Annotated in this window: 12 protein-coding genes; 6 read left to right on the forward strand and 6 right to left on the reverse strand. The window is 76.5% G+C overall.

The features are described 5' to 3' along the window. Positions 1 to 65: 65 nt before the first annotated feature. Positions 66 to 1,265, forward strand: a complete 1,200-nt coding sequence (locus ACI79E_RS18630; RefSeq protein ID WP_456934054.1) for a serine hydrolase domain-containing protein — start codon at positions 66 to 68, stop codon at positions 1,263 to 1,265. A gap of 86 nt (positions 1,266 to 1,351) precedes the next feature. Then, positions 1,352 to 1,990, forward strand: coding sequence for a TetR/AcrR family transcriptional regulator (locus ACI79E_RS18635; protein ID WP_456934055.1), 639 nt, complete (start codon positions 1,352 to 1,354; stop codon positions 1,988 to 1,990). 7 nt (positions 1,991 to 1,997) lie between these two features. Here the strand turns inward: ACI79E_RS18635 and ACI79E_RS18640 are convergent, their stop codons facing one another. From ACI79E_RS18640 to ACI79E_RS18660, 5 genes are all read right to left on the reverse strand, one after another. Further along, positions 1,998 to 3,485, reverse strand: a complete 1,488-nt coding sequence (locus tag ACI79E_RS18640) for a mannitol dehydrogenase family protein (RefSeq protein ID WP_456934056.1) — start codon at positions 3,483 to 3,485, stop codon at positions 1,998 to 2,000. 81 nt (positions 3,486 to 3,566) lie between these two features. Then, entirely contained in the window at positions 3,567 to 4,262 is a 696-nt protein-coding gene (locus ACI79E_RS18645) for a VWA domain-containing protein (protein ID WP_456934057.1), read from the reverse strand. Between the two features lie 297 nt (positions 4,263 to 4,559). Beyond that, complete coding sequence (locus tag ACI79E_RS18650; protein WP_456934058.1) at positions 4,560 to 5,597, reverse strand: AAA family ATPase; 1,038 nt, start codon at positions 5,595 to 5,597, stop codon at positions 4,560 to 4,562. Beyond that, positions 5,594 to 6,427, reverse strand: a complete 834-nt coding sequence (locus ACI79E_RS18655; protein WP_456934059.1) for a mycofactocin-coupled SDR family oxidoreductase — start codon at positions 6,425 to 6,427, stop codon at positions 5,594 to 5,596. The genes ACI79E_RS18650 and ACI79E_RS18655 overlap by 4 nt, the downstream gene beginning before the upstream one ends. Positions 6,428 to 6,566: 139 nt before the next feature. Next, complete coding sequence (locus ACI79E_RS18660) at positions 6,567 to 8,042, reverse strand: mycofactocin-coupled SDR family oxidoreductase (protein WP_456934060.1); 1,476 nt, start codon at positions 8,040 to 8,042, stop codon at positions 6,567 to 6,569. Positions 8,043 to 8,147: 105 nt separating this feature from the next. Between ACI79E_RS18660 and mftD the strand changes: the two genes are divergently transcribed. The 4 genes from mftD (at position 8,148) to ACI79E_RS18680 (ending at position 10,630) form a co-directional block, all read left to right on the forward strand. After that, positions 8,148 to 9,377: a pre-mycofactocin synthase MftD gene (gene mftD, locus ACI79E_RS18665; RefSeq protein ID WP_456934061.1), complete on the forward strand. Its 1,230-nt coding sequence runs from the start codon at positions 8,148 to 8,150 to the stop codon at positions 9,375 to 9,377. 179 nt (positions 9,378 to 9,556) lie between these two features. After that, a complete protein-coding gene (locus tag ACI79E_RS18670) occupies positions 9,557 to 9,748 on the forward strand; it encodes a hypothetical protein (RefSeq protein ID WP_456934062.1) in 192 nt (63 codons plus the stop codon). Positions 9,749 to 9,777: 29 nt separating this feature from the next. Next, positions 9,778 to 9,993 carry a hypothetical protein gene (locus ACI79E_RS18675; RefSeq protein WP_456934063.1) on the forward strand — a complete coding sequence of 72 codons (216 nt, stop codon included), beginning with the start codon at positions 9,778 to 9,780 and terminating at the stop codon, positions 9,991 to 9,993. A 64-nt stretch (positions 9,994 to 10,057) separates the two neighbouring features. Next, a complete protein-coding gene (locus ACI79E_RS18680; RefSeq protein WP_456934064.1) occupies positions 10,058 to 10,630 on the forward strand; it encodes an RNA polymerase sigma factor in 573 nt (190 codons plus the stop codon). Between the two features lie 18 nt (positions 10,631 to 10,648). Here the strand turns inward: ACI79E_RS18680 and ACI79E_RS18685 are convergent, their stop codons facing one another. Further along, the gene (locus ACI79E_RS18685) at positions 10,649 to 13,315 is read right to left on the reverse strand and encodes a CHAT domain-containing protein (RefSeq protein WP_456934065.1); all 2,667 of its coding nucleotides are present in this window, start codon (positions 13,313 to 13,315) and stop codon (positions 10,649 to 10,651) included. Positions 13,316 to 13,368: the final 53 nt, after the last annotated feature.

Consider the following 13,368-nt stretch of genomic DNA (forward strand, 5'->3'; position numbering starts at 1 on the left):
CACCGGTGGGAACGGGCCGGCCGGGGCTCCCGGCGGGCGTCGACAGCGCGGACCGAGGAGAGGTCATGGCCGCAGAGGTGTCGGTGGACGGGCACGTCGCCCCCGGGTTCGAGGGTGTGCGGCAGGCCTTCGAGGACAACTTCCGGGTGCGCGGGGACGTCGGCGCCTCGGTGGCGGTCTACGTCGACGGCACGCCCGTCGTGGACCTGTGGGGTGGGGTCGCCGACCCGGCCACCGGCCGTGCCTGGGGCCCGGACACCACGACGTTGGTCTACTCGGTGACGAAGGGCGCGACGGCCGTCCTGGTCCACGCCCTCGCCGAGGCCGGCCTGCTCGACCTCGACGCCCCGGTCGCCACCTACTGGCCGGAGTTCGCCGAGGGCGGCAAGGCCGACGTCCCGGTGCGGATGCTGCTGACCCACCAGGCGGGGCTGCCGGTGCCCACCGCGCCGCTGACCCGCGAGGAGCTCTTCGACGGCCGCCCGGTCGCCGCCGCGCTCGCCGCCCAGGAACCGCTGTGGGAGCCGGGCACCGCGCACGGCTACCACGCCCTGACCTACGGGTGGCTGCTCGGTGAGCTCGTCGCCCGCGTCACCGGCCGCTCCCTCGGCGCGGAGTTCGCCGAGCGGGTCGCCGCCCCGCTGGAGCTGGACCTCTGGATCGGCGTCCCCGAGGGCACGGACGTCGACCACGCGCCCCTGCTCGACGGCGTCCCCGACCCCGCCGCGCTCGACGCCATCGAGGACCCCGCGGTCAAGGCGGCGGTCCTGCAGGTCGTGGGCGCGATGACGGACCCCGCCTCGCTGTTCGCCCGCGTGCTGTCCACCAACGGCGCGCTGCCCACCCCGCACGCCGAGACCTGGAACGACCCGCGGGCGCTGCGCATGCAGCAGCCGGCCGCGAACGGCGTGACCAACGCGCGCTCGCTGGCCCGCATGTACGCCGCGACGGTCGGCCCGGTGGACGGCGTCCGGCTGCTGTCCGAGGCCACCGTCGAGGCCGCCCGCGCCGAGCAGGTCTTCGGCGCCGACCGGGTGCTGATGAGCCCGAGCCGGTTCGGCACCGGCTTCATGCTCGACCACGCCGGGCTGCCGCTGCTGGGCCCGGCCTCCTTCGGCCACCAGGGTGCCGGCGGGGCGCTCGGCTTCGCCGACGTCGAGCACCGGGTGGGCTTCGGCTACGCCCAGAACCAGCTGGGCGCCTCGCTGGTGGGCGAGCCGCGGACCGCCGCGCTCATCGACGCCCTCCGGGCCGCCCTGGGGTGACCCCCGGCGCGGGGCCGCGGGGGCCGGCAGCCTCCGGGGCCCGGACGGCGGCGCGGACGGCGTCGTTCCGTCCCTACACTCACCCGGTGTCCGAGGAGGCCCCCGCAGCACCGGTCCGGGCGCGCCCGAGCATCCGCGAGGCACAGAAGGCCTCGACGTTCGAGGTGCTCCTGCAGGCTGCCGCGGAGCTGTTCGTCGAGCGGGGTTACGCCGCCACCACGATCGAGCAGATCGCCTCGCGGGCCGGCGCCAGCCGCGCGACCTTCTACCTGCACTTCGACGGCAAGTGGCAGGCGGCCGCCGCGCTGGCCGAGCGCCGGCTGATGCCCGAGACGATCGAGTACTACCAGCGCCTCGACGCCCTCGGCGTCCCCACCCGCGAGCAGCTGCGGGCGTGGCTCGACGACGCCCTGGGCTTCTACGAGCGGCACCGCGACGACGTCGTGGTCAACCGCCAGGCCGTCGGGCTGGAGCCGGAGCTGGCCGCGCTCACGCCGCAGTTCCTGGGCCGGTGCGCGGACGCGATGTCCGGCTACCTGGCGCGGTGGGGCGAGGACCGCCGCGAGGAGGCGCGGCTGCGGCTGAGCCTGCTGATCATCCAGCTGACCGACTTCGTCACCGACTGGGTGATCGGGTACTGGCAGACCGACCGGCAGGTGGTCCTCGACGTCCTCCTGGACCTGTGGACCGCCGGCCTGGGCCTGCACCGGGAGCCGGGCGCCTGACCGGCGGTCAGGTGGTGGCCAGCTCGGCCACCAGCGCGTCGAGGGTCGCCCGGGCTCCCCGCTCGTGCAGCGAGGTCAGCGCCGCGAGGTAGGGCCTGGTGAACCGCTCGTCGTCCACCAGGTCGCCGAACAGCTCGCGGTCGGCGACGAAGGCCAGCGGGTCCTCCCGCTGGCGGCGGGCGGAGGCAGCGAGGGTGTCCCGCCGGCGGTCGGCGATCTCGATCGGCTGCCCGTCCTCGTCCACGCCCTCGCAGTACCGCGCCCAGCCGGCGACGATCGCGGCCGACCGGCGCACCTCCCCGCCGGTGGCGAGGTTCTCCCGCACCACCGGGAGCAGCCACTTGGGCAGCCGTTCGGAGCCGTCGAAGGCCAGCCGCGCGAGCGTGTCGCGGATGTGCGGGTTGGAGAAGCGGTCGACCAGGCTCCGGCGGTAGTCGTCGAGGTCGATCCCGGGCACCGGCAGGAGGGTCGGCGTCGCCTCGGCCTCCATGTAGCCGAGCAGGAACCGCCGGAACAGCGGGTCCTGCGCCGCGTCGTGGACCAGCCGGTGGCCGGCGAGGCGGCCGAGGTAGGCCAGGCCCTGGTGGCCGGCGTTGAGCAGCCGCAGCTTCATCCGCTCGTAGGGGTCGACGTCCTCGACGACCTGGACCCCGGCGTCCTCCAGGGGCGGGCGGCCGAGGCCGAACCGGTCCTCGACGACCCACTGGGTGAACGGCTCGCAGACCACCGGCCAGCCGTCCTCGACGCCGAAGCGCCGGGCGACCTCGGCCCGGTCCTCGTCGGTGGTGACCGGGGTGATCCGGTCGACCATCGAGTCGGGGAACGGCACCTCGCGGTCGACCCACGCGCCGAGCTCCGGGTCCCGCAGGGCGGCGAAGGCGGCGAAGGCGTGGCGGGCGACGTCGCCGTTGTGCTGGATGTTGTCGCAGGACACCACGGTGAACGGGGGCAGCCCGCGGTCCCGCCGGCGCACCAGCGCCTCGACCACCAGGCCGAAGACCGTCGACGGCGCGGCACCCGGCTGCAGGTCGTGGACGACGCCGGGGTCGGCCGCGTCGAACTCCCCCGTCCCCGGGTCGGTGTTGTAGCCGCCCTCGGTGACGGTCAGGGAGACGATCCGCGTGCTCTCGGCGGCCATCTTCTCGACCACCGCGTCGGGGTCGTCCGGGGCCAGCAGGTACTCGACGACCGAGCCCACGACCCGGGCCTCGAGGCTGCCGTCGGTGTGCTTGACCACGAGCGTGTACAGCCCGTCCTGGGCTGCCATCACCTCGGCCATCCGGCGGTCCGAGGGCAGCACGCCGACGCCGCAGATCGCCCACTCCTCCGCCTCGCCGCCCTCCAGGAGGCGGTCGAGGTACACGGCCTGGTGCGACCGGTGGAACGCCCCGACACCCAGGTGCACGATCCCGGTCCGCAGCCGGGACCGGTCGTAGGCCGGCACCGACACCCTGCCCGCGAGTGAGGGCAGGGACGAGGCGTTGAGCGGCGCCATGGCGGTCTCCTCCGGGGTCAGGTGCCCATCCTCACCTCCGCCGGCGGGCCGTGCGGGGACCGGCCACCGCCCCGCCCGCCGTCAGTCCGCGAACACCGCGGCCAGGGACCGCGCCACGTCGCGGGCGTCGCGGACCAGCCGCGCCCGCCCCCGCCCGGCCCGGGCCAGGTCGCGGCCCAGGTCGACGTCCTTCTCCCCGGAGACGTCCAGCAGCACGTCCAGCCGCGGCAGGCGGGCGGCGGTGGGCCGCGGGTCGGGGCCCGCGTTGTGCACGCAGTCGCTGAGCAGCAGCACGCGGGAGTCGCGGGCGGGCCGGCCGGCCAGCTGCCGCGCCGCGGTCTCCAGCGCGAAGGTGACGTTGGTCAGCCCCTGCGCCGGCACCCGCAGCAGCAGGTCGAGCACGGCGAGGGGGTCCACCTGCTCGCCGAGACGGACCAGCACCGCGGCGTCGGACCAGAAGGCGACCACGGCCAGCTGGTCGCGGGCCAGCTCCCCGGCGAGCGCGCCCACCGCGGCGGCGGCAGTGCGCACCCGCTCCCCCCTCATGGAGCCGGAGACGTCGACGACGAGCACCACCGAGCGGCGGCGGCGGACCCGCTCGCGGACGACGAGGTCCCGCTCCTCCGGGAACGGGTTGCCGGCCAGCAGCTCCAGCGTCCGCTCGAGGTCGAGCTCGTCGGACCCGCCGCTCCACGGCAGGCTGGCCAGCTCGCCCACGCCGCGCCGGACCCGGGAGTCCCGTGGCGGGCGCGGCACCGACAGCCGGCGGGCGATCATCCGCGCCCGCCGCCGGGCCTCGTCGTCCGCGGCGCTCGCGGTCGTGAGGTCGGCCAGCGGGATGAGCTCGGCGGGCTCGTCGGTCGTCCCCGGGGTGGACCCGCCGGGACGGCCGGCTGCCGCGCCGCGACGGCGGTCCCCCGAGGAGAGCGCGAGCCCGCCCCCGCCGGGAGCCGGCCGGTACAGCGACGGCTCCTCGGTCAGCTGCTTGGGCCGGCGGCGCAGGGGCCTCGTCCCGCGGGGCGGACCCGCGCCGCGGTCCCGCCGGGTGACGGGCGAGTCGGCCTCGACCGCTCTTCAACCGGGGTCGGCCGCCGAGGGCGCCAGCAGGAAGTGGTCCTCCCAGATCTCGCGGAGCACCGCCTCGGGCGAGGTCTCCACCGTCTCGTCCAGGGTGACCCGGCCGGACAGGGCGAGCAGCAGCGCGTCGAGGACGACGGCGGTGTAGGCCTCGGGCAGGCCGCGCGGTGGCTGCACCGAGGGCTCGTCGGGCAGCGGGACGTCGCGCAGGGCGGCCAGCTGCGCGCCGACCAGCGCGAGGTCGATCGCGCCCCGCACGCTGCTGCCCTGGCGGACGTCGTCGCGCACCCGCGTGGCACGGGTGAGCGCCACGGCGTCGGCGACCAGGCGCGGTGACTCGATGCCGGTGCGGCGCCCGACGATGCCCCGCTCGGCCTCGGCGTCCTGGTAGCCGATCGCCAGCCGCACCAGCCGGTCGTGCACCGAGGTCGACAGCCGGGTCGTGCCGACGTTGTCGTAGGGGTTCATCGAGGCGACCAGCCGGAAGGTGGGCAGCGCCTCCACGGTGCCCACCCGGGGCACGGCGATCCGCCGCTCGGCCATCGCGGTGAGCAGGGTGTTGAGGGTGTCCTCCGGTGCGCGGTTGAACTCCTCGACGTAGAGGAACCCGCCGGTGCGCATGGCCTCCACGAGGGGGCCGGGCACGAAGTTGTCCGGCGTGTAGTCCTCGCGCAGCACCCGCGCGGGGTCGTGGTGGCCGACCAGCCGGGTGGGGGTGAGGTCGGCGTTGCCCTCGACGAAGACCAGCGGCACGCCCCACTCGGCGGTGATCGACCGCAGCAGCGTCGACTTCGAGGTCCCGGGCGGCCCCTCCAGCAGCACGTCGCGACCGGCGGCGACGGCGGCCAGGAGGAGGTCCAGCTCGCGCTCCCGGCCGACCAGGTGGCGGGCCACCCGGCGGCGGATCTCGCGGACCGAGGCGCCGTCGTCGTGGGTGACCCGGCGGCCGGTGACGACCTCGTCGTCGTCCGCGGCCCCCCAGGGCGCCTCGACGCCGGGGTCGGCGGCCCGGGCGCCCTCCCCGCGGCCCCTCACTTCACCGTGTAGCCGGCGTCGACCGGGAGGGTCACACCGGTGATGTAGCGGGCCTCGTCGGAGACGAGGAACAGGATCGCGTTGGAGATGTCCCGCGCCTCCACGTAGGGCACCGGGAGCGGGTGGAGGCTCTCGAAGATCTCGGTGAACTTCTCCCGCGTCGGGGAGGGGTCCTCCGGCGTGAACAGGCCCCAGACCTTCTCGTTCTGGATCATCACCGTGTCCACGCCGGTCGGGTGGACGGTGTTGACCCGGATGGACTGCTTCCCGAACTCGTTGGCCAGCGTGCGCATGATGCCGATGACCCCGTGCTTGGCCGCCGTGTAGTGGATGGTGTTCGGCGTGCCCTTGAGGCCGGCCGTCGAGCTGGTGATGACGATGGCCCCGCCGCCGCTGTCGACCAGGTGCGGCAGCGCCACCTTGCAGGTGTTCCACACGCCGGTCAGGTTGATGTCGATCATCTCCTGCCACGCCCGGTCGCTGAGCTCCAGGGACGGCTGGAGCTCGAAGACCCCGGCGTTGGCGAGCACGATGTCCAGCCGCCCGAGCTGGGAGACCCCGTCGTCCACGGCGCTGCGCAGCGCCGCGGTGTCGCGGACGTCGGCCGTGGTCGCCACGATCCGGCGGTCGAGGGCCTCCACCTGGCGGACGGTCTCCGCCAGGTCCTCCTCGGTCGCCGGCGGGTACATCTCGATCGTCTCGACCGGGCCGCAGAGGTCGACGGCGATGATGTCGGCCCCCTCCTCGGCCAGCCGGACGGCGTGACTGCGGCCCTGACTCCGGGCGGCGCCGGTGATGAACGCGACCTTGCCCTCGACTCGACCGGGCACGGGACTCCTCTCGACTGGGGGTGCGACGTGGCTCACACCCAGCTCGGACGGTAGGGGCCCGCGGTGTCACCTGCCAACCGGCCGGACCCGGGTGCGGCGGCCGCCCGGGGCGGGTGCCCCGGGGCGGCCGCGCGGCGGGTCAGAAGTACTGCGCGCCCGCGTCGATCGACAGGTGCTCGGCGGTGATGAACCGGGCCTCGTCGGAGACCAGGAACGCGACGGCGTTGGCGATCTCGTCGGCCTCGACCCAGCCCTGCTCGAGGAAGGCGGTGCCCATCGCCGCCAGCTTCGGGTTGCTGGCGTTGGTGCGCTCGATCGCGCCGACCATCTCCCCGCTGCCCATCGGCGTGGCCACGCCACCGGGGTGCACGGAGTTGACCCGGATGTCGTGCTTGCCGAGCTCCGCGGCGAAGGCCCGGGTCATGCCCGTGACGGCGTGCTTGCTGGCCGTGTAGTGGATCATGAAGGGCTGCATCTTCTTGCCCGCGTAGGAGCTGGTCAGGACGATCGCCCCGCCCCTGCCGCCGGCGACGAGGTGCGGAGCGCCGGCCATGACGGTGTTCCACACGCCGGTGACGTTGATGTCGATGGTGTCCTTGAAGACCGCCGGGGTGGTCTCGTCCCAGGTGGCCGGGATGCAGATGCCCGCGTTGGCGACGACGACGTCGAGCCGGCCGAGCTCGGCCACCCCGGCGTCGACGAACGCCTTCATGTCCTCGAAGTCCCGCACGTCGCCCTGGTGCGTGAGGACGCGCCGGTCCAGCGCCTCCACGAGCCTCGCGGTCTCGGCGAGGTCGTCGGGGGTGGCCGACTCGTAGGGGACGCCGGGCAGCGGCCCGGCCAGGTCCAGGGCCAGGATGTCGGCCCCCTCGGCGGCCAGGCGGAGCGCGTGCGCCCGGCCCTGGCCGCGGGCGGCCCCGGTGATGAAGGCGACCTTGCCCTGCTGACGCTGCGGAAGGGTGCTCATCCAGGTGCTCCTCGATCGGTGGGTGGGGGTCCGGCCGGCCGGCCGGCCGGCGGGGCGCGGCGTCCGGGGCTCAGGGGAGGGCGGGCCTCCCGACGGGGCGCGCAGGCCCTCGAGCAGCAGCGCGACGAGACGCGCGGAGGCCGGGGCGGCGTGGTCGCCGGCCCGCTGGACCACGCCCGCGTTGGCCAGCAGCACCAGCGCGACGTCCTCGACGGCGAAGTCGGCGCGCAGCACCCCGGCGGCGCGGGCCCGCTCCAGCAGCTGCGTCAGGTGCGCGACGGCGAGGTCGCGGCCGTCGTCGACGTACTCGGTCGAGGTGACCAGGTCCGCCAGCGCCCGGTGCCCGGCCTGCAGCGCGCAGATCTCCGCCAGGTAGCCGCCCACGGCCGCCCACGGGTCGGCGACGGCCAGCGCGCGTTCGACCGCCGAGGCGTACCGGCGCATCTCGTCGGCGAAGACGGCCTGGACCAGGTCCCGGCGGGTGGGGAACCGGCGGTAGAGCGTGGCGTTGCCGACGCCGGCGGCCGAGGCGATCTCGTCGAGGGGCGCGTCGAGCCCGCGGCGGCCCATCACCTCGCGGGCCGCCACGACGATCGCGTCGCGGTTGCGCTGCGCGTCGGCCCGCAGCGGGCGAGGGTGGTCGGGCACGACCCGGACGGTACACCCGTAGTGGGGAGTTGTCCCCGTTTCGGGCGGAGGCCGGGACCCGGTGCCGACCTGCGGGGACGGCACACGACGACAGGAGGGTGCGAGATGGCGAACGCCTGGTTCGAGTCGGTGGCGGAGGCCCAGCGGCGGGCCAAGCGCCGGCTGCCCAAGGGCGTCTACGGCGCCCTGGTGGCCGGTTCCGACCGGGGGGTGACCGTCGACGACAACACCGCGGCCTTCGCCGAGCTCGGGTTCGCCCCGCACGTGGCGGGCCTGAGCAACGACCGCCGGCTCGCGACGTCGATCATGGGCCAGCCGGTGTCGATGCCGGTCGTGATCAGCCCGACCGGAGTGCAGGCCGTGCACCCCGACGGCGAGGTCGCCGTCGCGCGCGCCGCGGCCGCCCGCGGCGTGGCGATGGGACTGTCCTCCTTCGCCAGCAAGCCGATCGAGGAGGTCGTCGCGGCCAACCCGCAGACGTTCTTCCAGATGTACTGGGTCGGCGACCGCGACGCGATGGCCGCCCGCATGGAGCGCGCCCGCCGGGCCGGGGCGGTGGGTCTGATCGCCACGCTGGACTGGTCGTTCGCCTACGGCCGCGACTGGGGCAGCCCGTTCATCCCGGAGAAGATCGACTTCGAGGCGGCCCGCCGGTACGCGCCGCAGGTGATCACCAAGCCGCGGTGGCTGCTGGACTTCGCCCGCACCGGGAGGATCCCCGACCTCACCGTGCCCAACATGGTCCCCGAGCCCGGCGCCCCGGCGCCGACCTTCTTCGGCGCGTACGGGCAGTGGAACGCCTCCCCGATGCCCTCGTGGGACGACGTCGCCTGGCTGCGCGAGCAGTGGGGCGGCCACTTCATGCTCAAGGGCGTCATGCGGGTCGACGACGCCAAGCGCGCGGTGGACGCCGGGGTCACCGCGATCTCCGTCTCCAACCACGGCGGCAACAACCTCGACGGCACCCCGGCCGCGATCCGGGCCCTGCCGGCGGTCGCCGAGGCGGTCGGCGACCAGGTCGAGGTCCTCATGGACGGCGGCATCCGCCGCGGCACCGACGTCGCCAAGGCCCTCGCCCTGGGCGCCCGGGCGGTGATGATCGGCCGGGCCTACCTGTGGGGACTGGCCGCCAACGGCCAGGCAGGGGTGGAGAACGTCCTGGACCTGCTGCGCGACGGGCTGGGCTCGGCGCTGATCGGGCTCGGCCACACCTCGGTCGAGGAGCTGGAGCCCGGCGACCTGGTCATCCCGCCCTTCTTCGAGCGGCACCTGGGCGCCCCGGGTGCCGACGCCCCGGCCGGCGCCCGCGCCTCGGGCAAGGGCGACCGGGCCTGAGCGCCGGCCCTCCCGCCGGCGGCGTCCCCGCCGGCGGGAGGGCGGCGGTATCACGGTCGAGGGCCGCGGCTCTGTCGAGCAGGTCCACGAGTCACCGACGAGCTCCCGGGAACGCCCACCGGACCACCGTCGACCTCGCGGGCCGACCGGTCCCCCGCCGCACGCCCCGAGGACGTCCCATGGCCCCGACCGCTCCGTGCACCCGGCACCTCCACGCGTGGATCGCCGGCTGCACCGACTGCACCGCCTGGCACCTCCCCCGCCAGATCGCCCGCCGCGACAGCACGCCGACGCCGCGGACCGTGCGACTGCGCGCCGTGCCCTCCCCCTCCCTCCGGTGCGCGGTCGTGCCGCCCGGCCGGGTCGCCTGACCGGCTCCCGGCCCAGATCCGTGCCGACCGTGTCGACCACCGACGTCCTCGACCAGCTCACCCTCGACCTCGCCCGGGCCCGCGACGAGCTCGCCGCGGCCCGGGCCCAGCAGGCACGCAAGGACACGCCGGGCCACCGGGCGGCCGTCGCCGGCTGCCGTCGGCGGATCGACGGCCTGCTGGATTTCTACTCGTCACTCGGCGCGGACCACGCCTCGCGCAGCGGTGCGCGGGCGTGCCACTGACCGCCGTCGTCCCCGCCGCTACGCTCTCGGGCAGCGTCAGCCCCGGTCGAGAGGGGGTGGACCGTTGGACCCCGACGGGGACGAGAACCCGGTACCCCAGCTGGTGGCGGCCGCGGTCGCCGGCGACTCCGCCGCCTGGAACGCGCTGGTCGAGCGGTACAGCCCTCTGGTGCTGTCGGTCGTCCGCCGGTACCGGATGGGCAGCGACGCCGACGACGTCGTGCAGACCGTGTGGCTGCGGCTGGTCGAGAACCTCGGCAGCGTGCGGGAGCCGGCGGCGCTGCCGGGCTGGATCCTCACGACGGCGCGCAACGAGTGCCTGCACGTCCTCCGGCGGAACAGGCAGGTGACCCCCGCCGACCTCGGCGAGGAGGGCTGGCCGGAGGGCAGCGGCGAGCCGGCGGTGGACACCGACCTGCTCGCGCTGGAGCGGCACCAGACCCTGCTCGCGGCCCTGGCCGAGCTCCCCGATCGGCAGCGCTCGCTCCTGCTGCTGCTCATCGAGGACCCCCCGCTGCCCTACGAGGAGATCAGCCGGCGCCTCGGCCTGCCGGTGGGCAGCATCGGCCCCACCCGGGCCCGCGCCCTCGCCCGGGTGCGTGCCTCCCAGGCCGTCCAGGCCCTGCTCGACGCCTGACCCGCGCCGGCAGCCGCCTCAGCCCGCGCCGAGGCAGACGAACGCCGCGGCGGCGGCCCGGCCGGCGGTGTCCGCCGGGTCGAGCCCCGCCTGCGCGGCGGCCAGCGCCTCCGCCGGCGACCGGCCGGCCCGCAGGCCCTGGTGGTGGGCGCGCATCAGCGGCACCGTCGCCGCGTCGGGCACCGGCACCACCGGGGCGACCAGCGTGGCCGTGCCGCCGCCCAGCAGCGCGGCTCCGAACCCGAGGACCTCCCCACCGGCGACGACGTGCGGCCGGCCGGTGTCGCAGGCGGCGAGGACGACGGAGGACGGCGGGCGGGCCAGGCGCTCCAGCTCGTACACGGTCAGCGGCCCGTCGGCCAGGGCCAGCGCGGAGAACAGCGCGTTGTCGGAGCGGACACAGCCGTGCGCGGCCAGGTGCAGCATCCGCGCGCCGTCGGTGCCGGCGGTCAGCCGCGCCGCCGTCGCCTCCGGTCCGGCGAGCACCGTCGCGCCCGGGTAGAGCGCACCGATGGTCGCGGCCTCGAGCGTCGCGCCCGGCAGGCCCGGCCCGGCCACGACGACGACCGCGGCGCCCTCCGGCGGCCGCGGACGGGTGACGGCCTGGTGCCAGATGGTGGCCGACGGGCTGACCGTGACCGGCCGCCCCCAGCAGGAGGGCAGCACCGACCACGGCAGCGACTGCAGGGGCCCGGTGGGGACGACGACGAGGGGCCGCTCCCCCACCTGCGCGCGCAGCGGGCCCAGCAGCAGCTCGTCGCAGACGGCGGCCGCCCGCTCCAGCACCGCCGCCGCCGCGGCCCCGCGACCGGCCGGCCCGGCCCGGGGTGCGGCCAGCCGGTGCAGCGCGAACGGCACGTGGGTCAGCGCCTGCCGGACCGCGTCGGACCGCCCGAGGGGGTGCAGGCGCACCCGGCGCCCGACGACGGTGACCGCGGAGAGGTCGCCCTCCAGCTCCACGTACTCCACCAGCGCCGCGTCGCCCAGCGGCCCGGTCAGCTCCGCCACCGGCGTCCCGAGTCGGGACGGCGCGCCCTCCCCCGCCCCGAGCGTCCGGCACCGGTCGCGGATCCGGCGCTCCAGCACCACCTGGTGGGCGACCAGCGCCTCGTCCGGCCGGCCCTCGGCCCGGGCCTGCTCGATCTCGGCCATCGTGGAGCGCAGGTCGGCCAGGTCGCGGGCGAGCCCGGGGTGTTCCGGCGGCCGGGCCGGGCGCAGCCGCAGCGCGCTGGCCCGCCCGCGCTCGGCCCACCACAGCACCCGCCGCGGGTCGCCGTCCTCCAGGGCCATCCGCAGGCCGGTCCGGGCGATCGTGCCGCGCTGCAGGCTGACGTGCGCGCGCAGCTCGGTCGCGCCGAGGGTCGCCTGGTGGTCCTCGACGATCCGCAGCCCGGCCCGCAGCGCCGACAGGGCCGCGGCGCGGCGTCCGTCGGCGTCGCGGAGCAGCGCCTCGGCCAGCCAGGCCCGGGCCCGCGCGTCCGCGGGGCCGGCGTGCCGGGCGCGGCTGGCCGTGCGCAGGTGCCGCCGGGCGACGGCGCGTCGCCCCTGGTCCAGGGCCACCCGGCCGGCCAGGACCCGCGCCTCCAGGGCCGGGACCCGCCAGCCTGCGGCCTCGAGGTCGGCGGCCAGCTGGGCCGCCCGCTCCGGGCCGACGCGGCCCGGGTCGGCCGCCACCTGCGCCTGGAGCCGGGCGAACCGGGCGAGCGTGAGGGAGCCGGCCCGCCCGAGGCGGCGGAAGCCGCGGACCGCGGCGTCCGCGGCGTCCGCCGCCGTCGCCGTCGCGCCCTGCACCAGGGCCACGGTGGACAGCAGCAGCTGCGCCTCCGGCAGGTGGACGCCGCGGCCGTCCTGCTCGTAGGCGGCGACGGCGGCCTCGGCGGTGGCGCGGGCCTCGTCGAGCAGGCGCACGGACAGCAGCACCCCGGCCCGGTCCACCAGCAGGGACGGCTCGACGACGCCGTGCCGCGCGTAGTGCTCCTCCGCGGCGTCGAGGTGCCGCAGGCACGCGGGGACGTCGCCGCGGGTGGCCTTGACGCAGCCGAGGTTCTGCTCCGCGTAGGCCACGAGCAGGTCCAGCTGGTGGTCCTGGCACAGCCGCCGGGCGTCGAGCAGGTCGGCCTCCGCGGCGCCGAAGGCACGGCGCCCCAGGTGGATCAGGCTCCGGTTGTTCAGCGCGCGGGCCGCCCACTGCGCCTCGCCGGCCTGCCGGAGGACCGGCAGCGTCCGGCGCAGCTCGTCCAGCGCCGCGTCGTACCGGCCGAGCTCCTGCAGGATGGCCGCCCGCTGGACCCGGGCGCGGGCGGCCGGGACGCCGTCGAGGTCGCGCACGGCCGCGTCGATCTCCCGGGACGCCCGCCCCGTCTGGCCCCGGAGCGTGAGCGCCGAGGCCAGGCTCATCCGTGCCTCACCGACACGGGTGCGGGACCCCGCCCGCCGTCCGGCCGCGACGGCGGCGCGCAGGTGGGTCACCGCCACGTCGATCTCGCTGAGGTTCATCGCGGCCACACCGAGGGCGCGCTCGGCGGTGCTCAGCGCCGACCACGCCCCGCACTCGCGCGCCGGCCCCACGACCGAGGACCCCAGCGCCCGCGCCTCACCGGGCCGCAGGCTGGCGACCTCCATCGCGCGGACCGCGGTGGCCTCCAGCTCGAGAGCGGGCGGCGGGACCTCACCCACGGGACCCACGCGACGACGGTCCGCTCCCCACCCGGGCGAGTCAACGGTCCAACGGCCCGTGC

The sequence above is a fragment of the Geodermatophilus sp. SYSU D00079 genome (assembly GCF_054050635.1).

Coding starts and splice junctions, on each gene's coding strand:
- mftD (WP_456934061.1), top strand. CDS start 8,148: ATGGCGAACGCCTGGTTCGAGTCGGTGGCGGAGGCCCAGCGGCGGGCC.
- ACI79E_RS18670 (WP_456934062.1), top strand. CDS start 9,557: ATGGCCCCGACCGCTCCGTGCACCCGGCACCTCCACGCGTGGATCGCC.
- ACI79E_RS18645 (WP_456934057.1), bottom strand. CDS start 4,262: ATGATCGCCCGCCGGCTGTCGGTGCCGCGCCCGCCACGGGACTCCCGG.
- ACI79E_RS18640 (WP_456934056.1), bottom strand. CDS start 3,485: ATGGCGCCGCTCAACGCCTCGTCCCTGCCCTCACTCGCGGGCAGGGTG.
- ACI79E_RS18630 (WP_456934054.1), top strand. CDS start 66: ATGGCCGCAGAGGTGTCGGTGGACGGGCACGTCGCCCCCGGGTTCGAG.